Below are 18,038 nucleotides of genomic sequence, written 5' to 3' on the forward strand. Positions count from 1 at the left end.
ATACATTGTAAAAGAACCTAAATGAGGTGTTCTAGGGCACAAAATGCCATAGCCCCGTTAAAAAATTAACGAGGTCTGCTTTTTACAATGTGTATCAAATACGAAAAACCTGATCTAGAATAAGACGGTCTTTAATGAGTAAAGGAGGTGGGTAATGTTCATGCGGTATCGGTTGCCTTATAGTTCCCTCTAAAAAATCCAAATAGGCATACGTATAGGCAACCAAAAAGAGGTGTTGGCTTGCACTAATATCATTAAAAGCCTGTTTTAAATGGTCTTGACCATCTACCACAATAAGTTCATCACTACAGCACGAGGACACCTCTTGAATACCGTGATCAGCTTCATGATCCATTTGCATGGCCATATCGCAAGGTACAGCATTTTTAAAAAAGGCCATATCCATTAAATGCCCCATACAATAATGCTTGTCTACCATCCAATAGGTAGTAGAGGCCAATAGCATAACTGCCATGGTTACTGCAACGATTTTATGTACACAACGCATTATCATTCGCTACAAAAGTACAAAATACTAGTCAAACGTTTTAAATGTTAACTAATAATTGTGGGTTTTATTATCTGATAAGCACGTATTTAGCAGTTTCCTTTTTCTTAATTTTGCAAAAAATAGATTATGTTTCAAACACTACGCCCTCAAATAATAACGCTTCTTAATCAAAATAACCTATCTGTTAACGATAGATTGCAACAGCTTTGTAGGCTTCTAAAAAACGAAATTCCTCATTATGATTGGGTTGGATTTTACTTTAAAAATGGCACAAAAGAAGAATTAAAATTAGGCCCTTACGCCGGTGCGCCCACGGATCATGACATTATTCCCTTTGGGAAAGGTATTTGCGGCCAAGTGGCCATTTCTAATAAAAATTTCGTTGTTCCCGATGTTAACGCGCAAGACAATTATATTGCTTGTAGTATCTCGGTGAAGTCCGAAATTGTGGTTCCAATTTTTGTCAATGGCCAAAACATAGGTCAGATCGATATCGATTCAGACACCTTGGATCCTTTTACAGAAGCAGATGAACGCTTTCTAGAATTCGTTAATCAAAAAATAGCTGAAATTCTTTAAAACTTTTCTGATTTTGTTGATAACCGTGGCGGTTTTATACTTTCAAAAAAAGTACTTTTACCTGCTTAAAACCAATACGACAACAAATTCATAATGAGCACTAAAAAAGCAACGGCAGCACTTATATCGGTATTTCATAAGGAGGGACTGGAACCCGTAGTACGAAAATTAGATCAATTAGGCATAACCCTATATTCCACTGGAGGCACAGAGCAATTTATTAAAGAACTGGGTATTGATGTTATACCTGTGGAAGACCTTACCAGCTATCCGTCTATTTTAGGTGGAAGGGTAAAGACGCTTCATCCCAAGGTATTTGGAGGAATTCTTAACCGAAGCGACAACCCCTCCGATGCGGCACAGATGAAGGAATATGAAATACCGTCATTAGACATTGTTATTGTAGATCTTTATCCTTTTGAAAAAACGGTCGCCAGTGGTGCTACAGAGCAAGATATTATTGAAAAAATTGATATTGGGGGCATCTCACTTATCCGGGCCGCAGCCAAAAATTACAAAGATGTGCTCTGTGTTTCTTCTATGGATGATTATGCAGAATTTTTAAATTTGATTACCGTAGGTAATGGTAGTACTACCTTAGAAGCACGCCGACGTTTTGCCACCAAGGCTTTCGACGTTTCTTCCCATTATGATACGGCTATCTTTACTTATTTTAATCTGAATACCGCATTAACCAAACTTAAAATAAGCGAACAAAAGGGTCAGGAATTGCGCTATGGCGAAAACCCCCATCAAAAAGGATTTTTCTTTGGTGATTTTGACACTATGTTTACCAAACTTCATGGCAAAGAACTTTCGTACAACAATTTATTGGATGTAGATGCTGCGGTAAATTTAATAAACGAATTTAAAATTGACCCGCCTACCTTTGCTATCTTAAAACACAATAACGCATGTGGTTTGGCTACCCGAGACACGTTACATCAGGCCTATATAGATGCCTTGGCTGGCGATCCTGTTTCGGCCTTTGGCGGTATTCTGATTTGCAATACCGAAATGGATGCCAATACCGCTACCGAAATCAACGATCTATTTTGTGAGGTGGTCATTGCCCCAAGTTTCGCAAAGGAAGCCATTGACATCTTAGTCACGAAAAAAAACCGAATTCTGCTCGTACATCATGAAGCTAAACTGCCCAATAGTGTAGTTCGCACGTGCTTAAACGGCTTTTTGGTTCAAGAAAAAGACAACAAAACCGATGCCGTGGCCGATTTAACCTATGTGACCCATAAAAAACCCTCGCCCCAAGAGTTAGACGATTTAATCTTTGCCTCTAAACTATGTAAGCACACGAAGAGCAATACCATCGTTTTAGCAAAGAACAAACAACTCTGTGCCAGCGGAACCGGACAGACCTCACGGGTAGATGCCTTAAACCAAGCCATTCACAAAGCAAATTCCTTTCAATTTAACCTCCAAGGTGCCGTTATGGCCAGTGATGCTTTTTTTCCCTTCCCCGATTGTGTAGAAATTGCACACAAAAGCGGAATTGGGAGTGTCATACAACCTGGAGGCTCTATAAAAGATCAATTAAGTGTGGACTATTGCAATGAAAATGGGGTGGCTATGGTAATGACAGGCACCCGTCATTTTAAGCATTAATTTTACTACTTTTGTCGATGAAATGTACCGTTAAACCCGAAACCAAACGAAACTATGGGATTTTTTGACTTCTTAACCGAGGAAATAGCCATTGACTTAGGCACGGCCAATACTCTTATTATTCATATGGATAAAGTCGTTGTTGACAGTCCATCTATTGTAGCGCGCGATCGCATAAGCGGAAAAATCATAGCTGTTGGTAAGGAAGCGAGTATGATGCAAGGCAAAACGCATGAAAATATCAAGACCATACGGCCGCTGAAAGATGGAGTTATCGCCGATTTTGATGCTTCCGAAAAAATGATCAATATGTTCATTAAGAACATCCCGGCATTAAAGAAAAAATGGTTTCCGCCCGCACTCCGCATGGTCATTTGCATTCCCTCGGGAATAACCGAAGTAGAAATGCGTGCAGTACGAGAATCGGCGGAACGGGTAAATGGCAAAGAAGTCTATTTAATACATGAACCCATGGCGGCAGCCATAGGTATAGGGTTAGATATTATGCAACCCAAAGGAAATATGATTGTAGATATTGGCGGAGGTACTACCGAAATTGCAGTTATTGCCCTTGGGGGTATTGTGTGCGACAAATCGGTAAAAATTGCCGGTGACGTATTTACGAACGACATTGTGTATTACATGCGTACCCAACACAATTTATATGTTGGCGAAAGTACGGCCGAAAATATAAAAATACAGATTGGTTCTGCCACGGAAGATTTACAATCGCCTCCGGAAGACATGTCGGTACAAGGCCGGGATTTATTAACAGGAAAACCCAAACAAGTACAGATTTCGTACCGAGAAATTTCGAAGGCTTTAGACAAATCTATCCTAAGAGTAGAAGATGCGGTTATGGAAACACTATCGCAAACACCACCAGAATTAGCAGCCGACATTTATAATACCGGTATTTATATGGCAGGCGGGGGTTCTATGCTTCGCGGTTTAGACAAACGCTTATCGCAAAAAACAGATTTACCGGTTTACATTGCAGAAGACCCGTTGCGGGCGGTAGTACGAGGTACGGGAATTGCTTTAAAAAACTTGGAACGATATAGAAGTATCCTTATAAAATAAAGGGCTTTAATACTTATAAACATCGATTGCTTGCCTGAATGGTTTAGGCGAGTGAGTACTAAAAAAAAATGAACAATACCAACCCATATAGAAAAAGTCAAAGCAATGGCTCACGATTTTTTGTTGCGATAAGATGCTCCATTTAAAGCATGTATCGCTTGGAATTCACCAAAACGTAAACTAGGTAATGCAACAGATTATCAATTTTATCATAAGGTATAAAAACTTTCTGTTGTATATCTTTTTGTTTTTATTGGCACTGGTATTCACGATACAATCGCATTCTTATCACAACTCTCGATTTTTTAATTCTGCGAATTGGATTAGCGGTAACATCTACAGGACACAGAGCAGTATTACTGCTTATTTTGACTTGAAAGTGGAAAACCAAACCTTACTGGAAGAAAACAAACAACTTCGAAAGCAGCTCGCCAATCTACCTCAATTAGAAACCTTTGAAATAGATACAGCCGCACTTAGCTACCGCATAATGACCGCAAAAGTTATTAAAAACAGTTACGCTCATCTAAAAAACTACATCACCTTAAATAAAGGTCGTAAAGACGGTGTAGCCCAAGATATGGGTGTGATAACCAGCAAAGGTCTTTTAGGTATTGTGGAAAACACTTCTGCCAATTTTGCAACGGTACAGAGTATTCTAAATACAAAATCGAACATTAACGCTAAAATAAAAAACACCAATTATAACGGTTCTTTAGTTTGGGACACAAAAGCATATAACGTGGTGCAATTAATTGATGTACCTAGATTGGTAAAACTAACCATTGGCGACACTATTGTTACGGGGGGTATGTCTAGCATTTTTCCCGAAAACATACCTATAGGTCGCATTAGAAAATTTGATCTCAACACGGCTAAAAGTGCCTATACCATAGACATTTCCCTATTTAATGATATGACCAATATAAAAAATGTATATATCATTGAAAATCTCAATAAAGGTGAAATTAAAGAATTAGAATCGCAACAACAATAGCTCAAGAAGGAAGCTTATGGGAAACAACATCTCCTTTATTATTATCATACGTTTTTTATTGCTCGCTTTTGTTCAAGTGCTGATTTTTAACCATCTTAATTTCTTTGGATATATTAACCCCATGGTATATATCCTTTTCCTGTATTGGTATCCTATAAAGGAACAGAGGGGACTATTTATTAGTGTATGTTTTTTATTGGGCTTAACAATAGATATATTTTCGGATACGATGGCATTGCACGCCGCCGCAACCGTAACCATCGCCTATTTTAGACCCATACTCATGCGGTTTTGTTTTGGTGTGAATCTCGAATTTCAAAGTTTTAAACTAGCAAATGCCACTAAACTACAACAAATTACGTTTTTGGCGTTATTAATTATATTGCATCATTTGGTTTTCTTTTCGCTGGAAATTTTCAATTTTAGTAACTTGTTTTTAATTTTAAAGAAATTTTTCCTCGTAGGCATTGCAACCATGGTGCTTAGTCTTTTATTAGGCTCACTTTTTAGTACCCGAAAAGAATGAAAAAGATACTTTTATCGAGCATTATAGTACTGATTGGATTCACTTTCATCGGGCGACTTTCGTATTTGCAAATCTTTAGCTTTTCGCCGAATCAGGTTAAAGAAGATCCGGCCATAAAGACGATTTACGACTATCCGGAACGCGGGTACATTTTTGATCGTAATGGAGAACTTTTAGTAGCCAATCAGGCTGCGTACGATGTTATGGTGATTCCCAGAGAAGTGAAGGCCCTGGATACCTTAGAATTCTGTGCGCTTTTGGGTATAGAAAAAGAAACGTTTATCAAAACTATAGCCAAGGCCAAAAACTACTCACCGCGACTTCCTTCTGTATTAGTACCTCAGCTTTCCAAGGATGATTATGCGGGGTTGCAAGAAAAAATGCGCCACTATGAGGGTTTCTATATCCAAAAAAGAACGTTGCGCTACTACGCTACCCAAAGTGGAGCCAATGTATTGGGTTACATTAGCGAAGTAAACGATAACGACCTAAAAAACAATCCCTATTACGTAGCCGGCGAACTTACAGGAAGAACCGGAGTAGAGAAATCGTATGAACATGTACTTCGTGGTAGAAAAGGGGTAAAATACATTCAGAAAGACCGTTTTAATCGTGACATTGGGCCCTATAAAAATGGCCAACTGGACACGCTACCCGATCAGGGTACAGAAATTTACCTCACTATAGACAAAACATTGCAGGAGTATGGTGAAAAGTTAATGAACGGTAAACGGGGCGGTATAGTTGCCCTAGAACCTGGAACAGGAGAAATTTTAGCCCTAATCTCTGGTCCCACCTACGATCCGTCATTATTAGTAGGCAGAGAGCGTTCTAAAAATTATACAAAACTGTATTACGATACTATTGCCAAACCCACATGGGACAGGTCTATTTTAGCAGAACCTTCTCCGGGTTCGCCCTTTAAAACCCTAAATGCCCTTATCGCCTTACAAGAAGGAGTTATAGGGCCCGAAACCACTTTTCAGTGCTATAATGGATTTTATGTAGGCAACAAAAAGAGAGGGTGTCATTGTGGTGGTGGTACTCGCGATTTAAACACCGGTATTTTTAAATCGTGCAATGCCTATTTTGCCGGTGCTTTTCGTAAAATATATGATCATTTTCCAACGACCGATGAAGGTATGGATGTGTGGGAAAAACATGCCAAAAGTTTTGGATTAGGCCAATTTCTAGGCTATGATTTGCCAACCGGGAGGCCCGGTAGAATCCCTAATAAGGAATATTATGACAACGTCTACGGTGATAACCGTTGGTCTTCCTCATACATTATATCTAATGCTATAGGACAAGGAGAAGTAGCGCTTACACCCATTCAGCTCGCCAATATGATCGCTGCCATTTCCAATCGCGGACACTACTACACGCCCCATGTTATAAAAAAAATAGGAGATGACGATATAGACGACCCCAATTATACCACACGAAAATATACGACTATAGACAAAAAACATTTTGAACCCGTGGTTCAAGGAATGGCAGATGTATTCACGAAAGGCACGGCTCGCGGAGTTCAAATTCCGGGCATAACTGCGGCAGGCAAAACCGGTACCGTAGAAAATTTCACTAAAATTGACGGGGTACGAACGCAACTAACAGATCATTCTGTATTTGTGGCATTTGCCCCAGTAGATAATCCAAAAATTGTTTTGGCTGTATACATCGAAAATGGTTATTTTGGTGCCCGATATGCGGGACATATTGCATCGCTACTGATTGAAAAATACCTCAAAGGAGAGATCACGAGAACAGATTTGGAAAAAAGAATGCTAGAAAAAACCCTAGAGCACGAATATGCCAAGCCGTATAGCGGACAACCTTTCAAAATAAACGAACGTGTCTGGTAAAAGCATCCTTGGCCGGATTGACTGGTTTATTGTATTGTTATATGTCGTACTGGTCGCAATAGGCTGGATCAATATTTATTCATCTACGTTTACCGAAACAAATTCCTCTGTATTTAACTTTACTTCCTTACATGGCAAACAGCTTTTCTTTATTGGGGTAAGCCTGATAGCTATTGTATTAGTCTTCGCTTTAGAAACCCAGTTCTACGAGCGCTTTTCCAGTGTCATGTATATCTTTTCTATGGTTTCCTTGTTGGGGCTTTACGTCTTTGGAACAACTATTGCCGGAGCCACTTCTTGGTACAATCTTGGTTTTTTTAACCTTCAACCTTCCGAATTTGCTAAAGTAGCAACCAGTCTGGCCTTGGCAAAGTATTTAAGTGATATTCAGACCGATATTAAACGATATAAAGATCAACTTTATGCCCTGCTCCTTATTCTTATCCCAATAGTGCTTATTGTGCCGCAACCCGATCCTGGAAGCGCTTTAGTGTTCTTAGCCCTTCTTTTTGTGCTTTTTAGGGAAGGATTTCCTTTGTTTTATTTGGCCATAGGTGTCGTACTAATGATCATTTTTATACTCACTTTAATGTTTGGCACCATATGGATTGCTATTGTATCGGCCTTACTTATTGCGCTTTTCTTTTTGGTAAAAAAGAAAGATTTTAAGATTCCTGTCCTTTCGGTAGTGCTTTTTTTTGTGATTTCCATTCTGTTTTCCCTGTCGGTTAATTTTATTTTTAATTCTGTTTTTGAGCAACGCCATAGAGATCGTTTTGCTTTGTGGTTGCGACTGGAAAAAGATCCCGAAAAAATAGAGGAAATACGAAAAACAATTGGTTATAACACCTATCAATCAGAAAAGGCTATTGAGTCCGGAGGATTATGGGGAAAAGGATTTTTAGAAGGCACGCGCACAAAAGGCAATTTTGTACCCGAACAACATACCGATTATATATTTAGTACTGTAGGTGAAGAATGGGGGTTTTTTGGAACCGCTGCCGTGGTTCTTTTGTTTACCATTTTGTTGTTGCGCTTGCTCCATTTGGCAGAACGACAAAAAAGTGATTTTAGTCGTATGTACGGCTATGGCGTTATTTCCATATTATTTATCCACTACGTAATTAATGTAGGAATGGTTATTGGTTTATTGCCTACCATAGGTATACCTCTTCCCTTCTTTAGTTATGGAGGTTCTGGATTGTTGTTTTTTACGATATTACTGTTTATCTTTCTAAAACTAGACGCCAACAGATTAAACGAGTGGAATTAAAACGGCCAATCGGACATATTCGTTTTACTTTCCAAAATAGCTTCTAATTCATGGGGGAGTTCCTTAAAAAAATCGATGCCACTAAGCTGTTCTATGGAATCAACAGGCACCACAAAATGTTGTAAGGATGACCTATTTTCTTCGTGTTTTAGCAAAAATGCAATCGATGTTAGTGCATCTCCATTGTCGCGTACTACAATTTTATAGAAATAATCGGGTACAGCAACCTGCTCCTCACCTATCACAGAAAGATCTTTATTTAAGATACCTGCGGTAATTACATATAACGTAACGTATTGCTTGCCCCATTGACGCACTTTTTGCTCCAAACGATTCCAAATTCCGGCATTAAAATCTCGCTTTTGAGGACTTATATTACTGGTATAAAAGGTTTCATTATAGGCGTCTTCGGAAAATCTTCGATCTCCGGCCGGACATAAATGACCCCGGTCGTATCCACTTCCTTTGTAATTACGCCAATCCGCTGATTGGGTGATGACTTTCGGATCTTGTTCAAAATAAGGTCTTTTTCGGTCGTCATTCGTAAGTTGCTCTTTACTCAAACGATAAATAACCCATTCTGCCTGTTCAAAATTTTCATGGTAAGACAGGGCATAATACGCATGATGCACAATAGCACCTGTGGTAGAACTTGGCCATATACCCGCCGCAATAGCACCAGAAGGGTTTGTTGTTTTATACTGTTTGGTTCGGGGCGCATAGTAGGTATCAAATACCCAAAAGCTAGCTACCACAAAAGCCATTAGTACTGGATACACATATTTTTGTTTCATTATCGTTGCCTTCAATAAAAAATAATTTCCCTCCATGTGGGATGGTCTGCAAAAATAAGTGTAAAAAATAACATTTGATTCTGAAAAGAGTCTCCTATATTTTTGTATTCTTGAAGGAACAAATAAAAACGGTATGCTTACTTGGAAAGACATCATCCGATTTAGTGTTAACGGGAATCCCGATCCCGATAATAGAATTCTCAAGGATGATGGGGAATGGAAAAAAATCTTAACCCCGGAGCAATATAAAATAACCAGAAAAAAAGGTACAGAAATGCCGCATAGTGGATTGTATTGTACTAGCTATGAGGCAGGAAAATATCTGTGCATCTGTTGTAATACGCCGTTATTTGATGCTAGCATTAAATACGATTCGCATTCCGGATGGCCTAGTTTTACACAACCCATAAAAGAAAACGCCATAAAATACGAGAAGGACACGGCCTTTGGCATGGTTCGGGTAGAGGTTATGTGCAATAGTTGCGATGCGCATTTGGGTCATGTTTTTCCGGATGGTCCAGAACCCAGCGGACTACGATATTGTATTAATTCGGAATCCATACTCATAGAAAAACCTTAATATGGCTACTAAAATTTCTGCATTAGCTACCGTAGGTGGTGGATGTTTTTGGTGTACCGAAGCTATTTTTCAAGAATTGAAAGGCATAGAAAGCGTTGTTTCGGGCTATACCGGAGGGCAAGCACCCGGCAAACCTACCTACAGGGAAGTTTGTTCTGGCCTTACCGGCCACGCCGAAGCAGTACAACTTAGGTTTTTCCCGGATGAAATTTCCTATGAAACTATCTTACGGGTTTTTATGAGCACGCATGACCCTACCACATTAAACCGTCAGGGTGCGGATGTAGGAAGTCAGTACCGCTCTGTAATTTATTATCACAATGAAGCACAAAAACAAAGTGCACTAGATGTTTTTAAGGAAATGGCTCCCTTTTTTAACGCACCTATTGTCACCGAACTCAGTCCGGCTGTTATTTTTTACGAGGCGGAGACCGATCATCAAAATTATTATAAAAATAATGCTTCCCAAGGGTACTGTCGTATGGTTATTAGTCCCAAATTAGCCAAATTACGAAAGTTATATTCCAACACACTTAAAGGATCACAATAATACTGCGCAGGGCTAAACCTTCATCCCATCAACCTCATAAAAAATGTGATGTAGTAGGATGTGACTAAGGGTCACTTTTCTATTTGGCACATAATCCATTTTCAATTAGTTACTTTTTAGTCTCAAAATTAACTTTACCTACGGAAGAATCCATACCGGTAACGAAGGCATTTCTTTCCCTGCACTGTGTATATTTTAGTATATTTGAATCGTAAATCAGATTCCTCTTTTTCATGGGTAAAGACACCTATACTATTGCTGTTATTCAACTAAGTTTAAATAACACTGCCGAAGAAAACAGAAAAAAATGCGTTCACTGGATTCGGAAAGCCGCCCAACAAGGTGCCGAGGTAATAGCGCTCCCCGAACTCTACAGCAGCCATTATTTTTGTCAAAGTGAAGATGTTTCCAATTTTGCTTTTGCGGAGCCTTTAGGCGCTATCTCCTTTACCGCCTTTAGTGCCCTAGCCAAGGAATTAGGTGTAGTCCTTATTATTCCTTTTTTCGAAAAGCGTGCATCGGGCATTTATCACAACAGTGCTTATATACTGAATACAGACGGTTCGCAAGCCGGATTGTATCGTAAAATGCATATCCCCGATGATCCTTATTTTTATGAAAAATTCTACTTTACGCCGGGCGACCTAGGTTTTCAATCTATAAAAACGCAAAAAGGCAATATAGGCACTCTTATTTGTTGGGATCAGTGGTATCCGGAAGCGGCCCGACTTACGGCCTTAAAGGGTGCCGAGGTGCTGTTTTATCCTACTGCCATTGGCTGGCATCCTTCTGAAAAAGAACAATTTGGCACCAATCAGTACGGGGCTTGGATGAATGTTATGAAAGGCCATGCCGTGGCCAACGGAGTGTACGTGGCAGCGGCTAACCGTATAGGTTTAGAAAAATATATACCCCATACCGATGGCATTGAGTTTTGGGGAAATTCATTTATTTGTGGCCCCCAAGGCGAAATATTAGCACAGGCATCATCCGATAAAGAGGAAATTTTATTGGCTGAAGTAGATTTAAAGCTGCAAGAAAATGTACGCCAAAATTGGCCCTTTTTCCGCGACCGAAGAATTGATGCTTTTGGGGATATTACCAAACGGTTTATTGACTAAGGCATATGGCAGAGCGAAGATTCCCGGCAGAATGGGAAACCCAACAAGGCGTTCTTTTATGTTTTCCTGGAAATGGTAAAGATTGGCCTAGAAAATACGGAGCAGTTCAATGGGCTTTTGTAGAATATATCAAAAAGATAAGTACCTACGAAAAGGTCTTTTTATTGGTAGAAAATACTGCCCTAAAAGACAAGGTATGCAGTATGCTAAAATTGGCAGATACAACCCTCACCCAAATAACCTTTATCATCCAAAAAACTAACCGTAGTTGGATGCGCGACTCGGGGCCCATTATCGTTAAAAATGGAACAAACTCAGAGGCGTTAGACTTCAATTTTAATGGATGGGCCAAATATCGCAATTGGCATTTAGATGTGCAGGTACCCCAAACAGTAGCCAACTACCTCAACATTCCCCTAACAATTGTGTGCTACAAAGGAAAAAAGGTGGTGTTAGAAGGAGGTGCGTTGGAGGTTAATGGCCAAGGAACACTGATTACCTCCGAGGAGTGTTTATTACACCCCACCATACAGGTACGCAACCCGGGATTTACTAAAATGGATTACGAAGCTATTTTTAAAGAATATCTGGGCATTACCAATGTAATTTGGTTAGATAAGGGAATCGTAGGCGATGACACCCATGGCCATATCGATGATTTGTGCCGTTTTGTGAACGAGCATACTGTGGTTACCGTGGTTGAAGAGAATACCATGGAAAAGAACTACCAACCGCTACAAGAAAACCTTAGTCGTTTGCAAAATGCCACTTTGGAAAACGGAAAGGCACTGAATATAGTGACGCTCCCTATGCCCAAGAAAATTATTTTTGACAGCATTCCGCTCCCGGCAAGTTATGCCAACTTCCTCATCATTAACCAATGTGTTTTGGTGCCTACTTTTAATGATGCCAATGACCGGGTTGCCCTGAATATTTTGGGCAATTGCTTTCCGGATCGGGAAATTATAGGCATAAACTGTATTGATGTCATTTGGGGCTTTGGCACCTTACATTGTCTAAGCCAGCAGATTCCGTTGTAAGAAGATTTCATATTCGTTCTTAGAATAGGCGCTGTCCTTTTCATTCTGAAAAAAACTACACTAATTCTACGAGTTCCGGACATTGGAACTACTTAATCGCATAAAAAATCGAAAATCTAAATTCTTTGCCGATATATTTCAAAAGCAAGATTAGTTTGGTTGTACATTAAAATATTGTCCGTAATTTTGTCCGTGTACGCAAAATCGTCCGTAAATATGGCAACAATTAATTTTTATCTCGACAAACCAGACAAAAAAGGTCTTGCCCCCATTCATCTGCGAATTAATTGTAACGGAAGTCAAATCAAATTGGCTACTGGACAGAAAATTGCAACAGAAAATTTTGACAAGAAAAATCAAAAAGCGTTAAACTATTCAGCAGAAACGGCTGAAATAAATCACTATCTGAACTTTTTAAAAGAACGTGCAGACGAACTTTTGCACCACTCTAATAAAAAAACATTTTCACAGGAAGAAATCAAAGAAAAACTAACCCAACATATTGAAGGGTACAAAGAGAATCATTCTGTTAATATTGTGAAGGAGCAGGTATCACTTTACGGGAAACCTTTCACTTTTGTAGATTTATTTGCTGGAGCTGGTGGATTCAGTGAAGGATTTCTGCAAGCAGAAGTTAATAATAAGTTTTTTGATTTTATTGCTGCAAGTGACATAAACGAAAATTGCGAATTAACTCACGTTGTTCGTTATAATCATCAACTCGGACTAAATGCTGAATTTTTAAGGCAGGATATTACTGAACCTGATTTTCTCGATAACTTTCTTCAAAAAATAGGAGACAAAAAAATAGATGTTGTCTGTGGTGGTCCTCCTTGTCAAAGTTTTAGTCTTGCTGGAAAGCGAAAGAAATTTGATAAAAAAGATGATTTATTCTCACATTACCTTGAAGTAATCAAGATTTTACAACCTAAATACTTTGTGATGGAGAATGTGAAAGGCATTCTTACAAAGGAACAAGGAAAAATTAAAGACTTAATTATCCGAGAAATTAATTCCATTGTTGACACAAACGAAATTCCCGTTTTAGTTTCTTTCATTAGAAAAATGAAGTCTGATAAAAACAGCTTTCTACTTGAATGTATTGTAAAGCGTGTTGAAATTGAAAAGCTAAGAGATGCTGAAATAGAAACTGGTCGAGAAGAATTTATTCGATTTGTAGATTCTCGATTTAAGCAACTTACTCCAAAAATAGCTGACTACAAAACAAGTAAAACCGATTCCAGAATAAACACAATCAGACACGGATTTAATATTTTGGCACGTACTAAGGAATGGGAAAAACTAAAGCGTGATATCATTAAAGAAAAGGATTACTGTAATGTTGACGGTGATGCCTTTGTTGAACAATTCACTTCATTTTTAACTCATATAAGTTCTGACAGTATTATTGAACAAATAGAAAATGCGTTTAATGAACTGAAAGTACCTGCGACCTATAAAAAAGATTGCAAGGACATAATCACAGCACTGAAAATTTATACGGCATCATTTGATGAAACTGTCGAAACTCTCTTAAGCATTTCATCTGCAAAGGAACGAGAAGGATTAAAAGGTATTTTGGAAAGCATTAGGCTTTACAAAATTGAAAAACCATTTGTAGCAAATGCTTCCAATTATGGTGTTCCTCAAAATCGTGAACGAGTACTTTTTATTGGCTGTAGAAAAGACCAAAAATTCATTTCCGAAATACCTTCAACTGTTAAACCAGAAGAAAAAGTAACTGTATTTGAAGCTTTATATGATCTGGACTTTATCGGAAACAACCAAGAAGCTCACCATTATGAATTAGTTGATATTTCAAAACAGTTCAATGGAACAGCAAAAAAAATGATGAGTCTTCTTAAAAAAAGAGCCATTGATGGAAAAGAAAATTCTAAATCTGGAAAATCATTTGCAGAATGGTCTAAAGAAGGTCGTCTAATAGAAAGATATAAGCCTCAAACAAAGCCAATCTATGTTCGAAATTTTGAAGGACTTCAAAAAGGAGAAAAGTATTTCGACATTCTCAACAATCACAAAACAAGTAATCAAAATGATGATGTAGTGAAAAGACTAAAAATCATCTTGGAAAATGGGGATTACAAAAAAGCCCAATGTGAATTAGAAGAATGTGGTTTGTCTTCAAATAAAAGAAATTATAACGTTTTAAAACCAGATGAACAGAGTTCGACCATAATGACTATTCCTGATGATTATGTTCACTACAATTCGCCAAGAGCATTGACCGTTCGTGAAATGGCTCGATTGCAATCGTTTGACGATTCTTTTGTTTTCCAAGGCAAACGTTCAACTGGTGGAAATAACCGAAAAACGGAAGTCCCTCAATATACGTTGGTTGGTAATGCAGTCCCACCATTATTAGCAAGGGCAGTAGCATCAGAGATTTTAAAAAATATTAAATGAGAGTATTATCGCCAGCAGAACAATCCAAAATAAAGCTACTGACAAAAAATCAAGTTTCATTAGCACTTATTGAACCAACAGAAACAGGTTTAAAAAAGTCGATAATGGATGCCACAGGTTCTGTTAGGAGTTTCTTGAAAGAAAATAATATTCACGATTACGATATTCAAGGACAAGGCCCTGAAAATAAAGTACAGATTGACACAAAGATTTATGAAGATTTCCGCATAATAAACTCAACCGCTTCATTATACAGGCCGCAGACAAAGAAGGGCGACCCAAGAACCTGATTTTCTGGACTTACAAAGGTTGCTAATCCGAATGATATTGTTGCTTTAATCTTCTATTCTGGGTCGTTTCACATTTTCAATTTAACTCAATTGAATGTTGAATCTTTATTGAACTCTAACCTTGTAAATCCTTTGAAAGAACTCGTTACAGAGATTAATGGTAAAGCCAGCGAAATAGCATTTGAACTGCTGACAATGTTGAGAAAAGTTGCCAGTTCAGGATCTATTCCATCAATGGTTGCAGCTGACACTTCTGTTGGGAGAACTTTGGAAACCGCATTAGGAATTGACATTAATTCATCCAAACAACCCGACTACAAAGGAATAGAACTCAAATCATTTAGAAGTAGTCGAACAAACAGAAAAAACTTGTTTGGACAAGTGCCAGACTGGTCATTAAGTAAATTCAAAAGTTCGGCAGAAATTTTAGATGCATTTGGTTATCATAGGGAAGATGATTTTAAACTGTATTGTACGGTATCGGCAATAACCCGAAACTCACAAGGGCTATCGTTAAAACTTGACTCTGATATAAAACAACTCATTGAGAATTCAGATAAACCTGAAGTTGGCGACTTTGTAGTCTGGACTTTGGATACACTTCACAGTCGTTTAAAAGAAAAACACAAGGAAACATTCTGGGTTGAAGCAGATAGCACCTACATAGATGGACGGGAACATTTCCAGTATTCACTTGTAGAGCACACCAAAAAGCCAATTACATCTCAATTCGACATTCTTGTTGACCAAGGAATAATAACCCTTGACCATTTAATAAAAAAGAACTCAAAAGGAAAAGTAGTAGAAAAAGGTCCGCTATTTAAAATAAAACCCAAAGGACTTGACTTGCTGTTTCCTCCGAGTGAAAAATATAACTTGATTTAGTATGCCAACCGAAATTATCACTCATCCCAAAAAGTTTTCTTAGGATCCTCTAGCCACGACGATTACGCACTAATTCGTTGCAAAGTAGTTCTGTTATCAACACAAAAATAGCCTACAACCGCCATTAAAAGACAAATCGCAATAAACCCATGAAACTTGTTATATTTGTGCGTTGTGGTTGTCCGTAACATAAAAATTTCACTGCCATGAATCCGTCGTTCCCCAAAAGAATCGGTTTAGTATTAGGGCCTCTTAGCTATGCACTCATCCTTAACTTTTTTCATCCTGCCGGTCTAAGCCACCAAGGCATTGCAGTACTGGCAGTAACCCTTTGGGTGGCCATTTGGTGGATTACGGAAGCGATACCCATTGCCGTAACTTCCATGTTGCCTGTGGTATTGTTTCCCTTAAGTGGTGCCTTATCATTGTCTGAAACCACTGTAGCATTTGGCGATAAATATATTTTTCTCTACATCGGCGGATTTATTTTATCTATCGCTATTGAAAAATGGAATCTACACAAACGCATAGCACTTACCATTATTAATTACATTGGCACCAATAGTAGTAAAATTGTTTTAGGGTTTATGCTGGCTACGGCCTTTCTTTCTATGTGGATTTCAAATACAGCCACAGCAGTTATGATGTTGCCTATTGGTTTGGCCATTGTCAAACAATTTGAAGACCATCCGGATACTGTGAAAAATGAAAATCAAATTTTTGGGAAGGCGTTAATGCTTGCTATTGCCTATAGTGCTTCTATAGGTGGTATTGCGACCCTTATAGGTACGCCACCCAATATTATTTTTGCCGGGGTAGTTCAAAAATTTTACAATACTGAAATTACATTTTTGCAATGGTTCCAAGTAGGTTTTCCGCTAAGTATAATCTTACTTATTATAACGTGGCAATACCTTACTAAATTTGCATTTCCACTAGATAAACAAGCATTTCCCGGCGGCAAAGCGGAAATTAAAAAACAACTAAAAACCCTTGGAAAAATTTCAACAGAAGAAAAATGGATTTTAGTTGTTTTTATCTTTACTGCCCTTAGTTGGATGACCCGGAGTTTTGTATTAGCCAAATTAATTCCGGGTATAGACGATACTATTATTGCGATGATCGCTGCCTTTATACTTTTTATAATTCCCTCGAAAAAAGACATTGGCGGACAATTACTTCATTGGACCGAAGCAGAACGTCTTCCTTGGGGTATTTTATTACTATTCGGAGGCGGTCTTGCTATAGCCGGTGGATTTGATTCTAGCGGGTTGGCATCATGGATCGGAAATCAGGTAGCTGTGCTCGATCATATGCATCTTTTGGTTTTGGTGTTTATTATTGTGCTGATGGTAAATTTTCTTACCGAAATCACTTCTAATCTAGCCACCACAGCCATGTTGTTGCCTGTTTTAGTACCCGTTGCAGCGAAATTAGAGGTAAATCCCTTTATTCTTATGGTGGGTGCTACGTTAGCTGCTTCCTGCGCTTTTATGTTGCCCGTGGCCACACCGCCCAATGCAGTAGTTTTCGGATCTGGCTATTTACGGATTCCGGACATGATGAAAACCGGTATATTTCTCAACCTAGTCTCCATTATACTGATTACTATTTTTGTGTACTGGATTTTACCCCTGATTTGGGTATTGAACGGCTAAGTTTTCGTCTTAATATTACGGGTATTTACCAATAGTTACTGCCAAATTTTTATCTGATCCTCTTCATTATTTTTCAGTTCCCACGTTAAGAAGCTAAAGCAAAAGCTGTTTTTAATGATTGTCTATATCCATGATTTAGCTTTGGCGGTATGCGCTGCCTTTAAAGGTGCCCACAAAATTTGTTTTTTACATCATTTTCGTCTTCAATAATGATGGCGGTCTAAATAAAAAAACCGCCC

The 18,038-nt window shown here is 38.5% G+C and carries 17 protein-coding genes; 15 read left to right on the forward strand and 2 right to left on the reverse strand.

Annotated features, from left to right (window positions below):
- Window positions 1-94: 94 nt before the first annotated feature.
- Complete coding sequence (locus U1E44_RS05170; protein WP_416242047.1) at window positions 95-514, reverse strand: HYC_CC_PP family protein; 420 nt, start codon at window positions 512-514, stop codon at window positions 95-97.
- Between the two features lie 123 nt (window positions 515-637).
- Between U1E44_RS05170 and U1E44_RS05175 the strand changes: the two genes are divergently transcribed.
- The 7 genes from U1E44_RS05175 to rodA all read left to right on the forward strand — a co-directional run bounded on the left by U1E44_RS05175 (window position 638) and on the right by rodA (window position 8,457).
- The gene (locus tag U1E44_RS05175; RefSeq protein ID WP_322929987.1) at window positions 638-1,090 is read left to right on the forward strand and encodes a GAF domain-containing protein; all 453 of its coding nucleotides are present in this window, start codon (window positions 638-640) and stop codon (window positions 1,088-1,090) included.
- 93 nt (window positions 1,091-1,183) lie between these two features.
- Complete coding sequence (gene purH / locus U1E44_RS05180; RefSeq protein ID WP_322929988.1) at window positions 1,184-2,713, forward strand: bifunctional phosphoribosylaminoimidazolecarboxamide formyltransferase/IMP cyclohydrolase; 1,530 nt, start codon at window positions 1,184-1,186, stop codon at window positions 2,711-2,713.
- A 54-nt stretch (window positions 2,714-2,767) separates the two neighbouring features.
- A complete protein-coding gene (locus U1E44_RS05185; protein ID WP_322929989.1) occupies window positions 2,768-3,796 on the forward strand; it encodes a rod shape-determining protein in 1,029 nt (342 codons plus the stop codon).
- Between the two features lie 187 nt (window positions 3,797-3,983).
- Window positions 3,984-4,793 carry a rod shape-determining protein MreC gene (mreC, locus tag U1E44_RS05190; protein WP_322929990.1) on the forward strand — a complete coding sequence of 270 codons (810 nt, stop codon included), beginning with the start codon at window positions 3,984-3,986 and terminating at the stop codon, window positions 4,791-4,793.
- 16 nt (window positions 4,794-4,809) lie between these two features.
- The gene (locus tag U1E44_RS05195) at window positions 4,810-5,319 is read left to right on the forward strand and encodes a hypothetical protein (protein WP_322929991.1); all 510 of its coding nucleotides are present in this window, start codon (window positions 4,810-4,812) and stop codon (window positions 5,317-5,319) included.
- Window positions 5,316-7,184 carry a peptidoglycan D,D-transpeptidase FtsI family protein gene (locus U1E44_RS05200; protein WP_322929992.1) on the forward strand — a complete coding sequence of 623 codons (1,869 nt, stop codon included), beginning with the start codon at window positions 5,316-5,318 and terminating at the stop codon, window positions 7,182-7,184. Before U1E44_RS05195 ends, U1E44_RS05200 begins: the two co-directional genes overlap by 4 nt.
- Window positions 7,174-8,457: a rod shape-determining protein RodA gene (gene rodA, locus U1E44_RS05205; RefSeq protein ID WP_322929993.1), complete on the forward strand. Its 1,284-nt coding sequence runs from the start codon at window positions 7,174-7,176 to the stop codon at window positions 8,455-8,457. Before U1E44_RS05200 ends, rodA begins: the two co-directional genes overlap by 11 nt.
- On the opposite strand, the gene U1E44_RS05210 is transcribed toward rodA, so the two are convergent.
- Entirely contained in the window at window positions 8,454-9,251 is a 798-nt protein-coding gene (locus U1E44_RS05210; RefSeq protein WP_322929994.1) for a DNA/RNA non-specific endonuclease, read from the reverse strand. The two genes, rodA and U1E44_RS05210, sit on opposite strands and share 4 nt — an antisense overlap.
- A 133-nt stretch (window positions 9,252-9,384) precedes the next feature.
- Between U1E44_RS05210 and msrB the strand changes: the two genes are divergently transcribed.
- From msrB to U1E44_RS05250, 8 genes are all read left to right on the forward strand, one after another.
- Complete coding sequence (msrB, locus tag U1E44_RS05215; RefSeq protein ID WP_322929995.1) at window positions 9,385-9,831, forward strand: peptide-methionine (R)-S-oxide reductase MsrB; 447 nt, start codon at window positions 9,385-9,387, stop codon at window positions 9,829-9,831.
- Between the two features lies 1 nt (window position 9,832).
- Window positions 9,833-10,381 (forward strand): peptide-methionine (S)-S-oxide reductase MsrA, encoded by a 549-nt coding sequence (gene msrA, locus U1E44_RS05220; protein ID WP_322929996.1) that lies wholly within the window; start codon window positions 9,833-9,835, stop codon window positions 10,379-10,381.
- Window positions 10,382-10,614: 233 nt separating this feature from the next.
- Entirely contained in the window at window positions 10,615-11,502 is an 888-nt protein-coding gene (locus tag U1E44_RS05225; RefSeq protein ID WP_322929997.1) for a carbon-nitrogen hydrolase, read from the forward strand.
- A 5-nt stretch (window positions 11,503-11,507) separates the two neighbouring features.
- On the forward strand, window positions 11,508-12,542 hold the full coding sequence (locus U1E44_RS05230; RefSeq protein ID WP_322929998.1) for an agmatine deiminase family protein: 1,035 nt from the start codon (window positions 11,508-11,510) through the stop codon (window positions 12,540-12,542).
- 216 nt (window positions 12,543-12,758) lie between these two features.
- The gene (locus tag U1E44_RS05235; RefSeq protein ID WP_322929999.1) at window positions 12,759-14,966 is read left to right on the forward strand and encodes a DNA cytosine methyltransferase; all 2,208 of its coding nucleotides are present in this window, start codon (window positions 12,759-12,761) and stop codon (window positions 14,964-14,966) included.
- Entirely contained in the window at window positions 14,963-15,256 is a 294-nt protein-coding gene (locus U1E44_RS05240; RefSeq protein WP_322930000.1) for a hypothetical protein, read from the forward strand. Before U1E44_RS05235 ends, U1E44_RS05240 begins: the two co-directional genes overlap by 4 nt.
- A 132-nt stretch (window positions 15,257-15,388) precedes the next feature.
- Entirely contained in the window at window positions 15,389-16,141 is a 753-nt protein-coding gene (locus U1E44_RS05245) for an MvaI/BcnI restriction endonuclease family protein (protein WP_322930001.1), read from the forward strand.
- Between the two features lie 206 nt (window positions 16,142-16,347).
- Window positions 16,348-17,799 (forward strand): SLC13 family permease, encoded by a 1,452-nt coding sequence (locus U1E44_RS05250; RefSeq protein ID WP_322930002.1) that lies wholly within the window; start codon window positions 16,348-16,350, stop codon window positions 17,797-17,799.
- The last annotated feature ends 239 nt before the right edge of the window (window positions 17,800-18,038 follow it).

Origin of the sequence: Aurantibrevibacter litoralis, assembly GCF_034651555.1 — a bacterium.
Taxonomy (GTDB): domain Bacteria; phylum Bacteroidota; class Bacteroidia; order Flavobacteriales; family Flavobacteriaceae; genus Aurantibrevibacter; species Aurantibrevibacter litoralis.

Coding starts and splice junctions, on each gene's coding strand:
- U1E44_RS05170 (WP_416242047.1), bottom strand. CDS start 514: ATGATAATGCGTTGTGTACATAAAATCGTTGCAGTAACCATGGCAGTT.
- U1E44_RS05175 (WP_322929987.1), top strand. CDS start 638: ATGTTTCAAACACTACGCCCTCAAATAATAACGCTTCTTAATCAAAAT.
- purH (WP_322929988.1), top strand. CDS start 1,184: ATGAGCACTAAAAAAGCAACGGCAGCACTTATATCGGTATTTCATAAG.
- U1E44_RS05185 (WP_322929989.1), top strand. CDS start 2,768: ATGGGATTTTTTGACTTCTTAACCGAGGAAATAGCCATTGACTTAGGC.
- mreC (WP_322929990.1), top strand. CDS start 3,984: ATGCAACAGATTATCAATTTTATCATAAGGTATAAAAACTTTCTGTTG.
- U1E44_RS05195 (WP_322929991.1), top strand. CDS start 4,810: ATGGGAAACAACATCTCCTTTATTATTATCATACGTTTTTTATTGCTC.
- U1E44_RS05200 (WP_322929992.1), top strand. CDS start 5,316: ATGAAAAAGATACTTTTATCGAGCATTATAGTACTGATTGGATTCACT.
- U1E44_RS05210 (WP_322929994.1), bottom strand. CDS start 9,251: ATGAAACAAAAATATGTGTATCCAGTACTAATGGCTTTTGTGGTAGCT.
- msrB (WP_322929995.1), top strand. CDS start 9,385: ATGCTTACTTGGAAAGACATCATCCGATTTAGTGTTAACGGGAATCCC.
- msrA (WP_322929996.1), top strand. CDS start 9,833: ATGGCTACTAAAATTTCTGCATTAGCTACCGTAGGTGGTGGATGTTTT.
- U1E44_RS05225 (WP_322929997.1), top strand. CDS start 10,615: ATGGGTAAAGACACCTATACTATTGCTGTTATTCAACTAAGTTTAAAT.
- U1E44_RS05230 (WP_322929998.1), top strand. CDS start 11,508: ATGGCAGAGCGAAGATTCCCGGCAGAATGGGAAACCCAACAAGGCGTT.
- U1E44_RS05235 (WP_322929999.1), top strand. CDS start 12,759: ATGGCAACAATTAATTTTTATCTCGACAAACCAGACAAAAAAGGTCTT.
- U1E44_RS05240 (WP_322930000.1), top strand. CDS start 14,963: ATGAGAGTATTATCGCCAGCAGAACAATCCAAAATAAAGCTACTGACA.
- U1E44_RS05250 (WP_322930002.1), top strand. CDS start 16,348: ATGAATCCGTCGTTCCCCAAAAGAATCGGTTTAGTATTAGGGCCTCTT.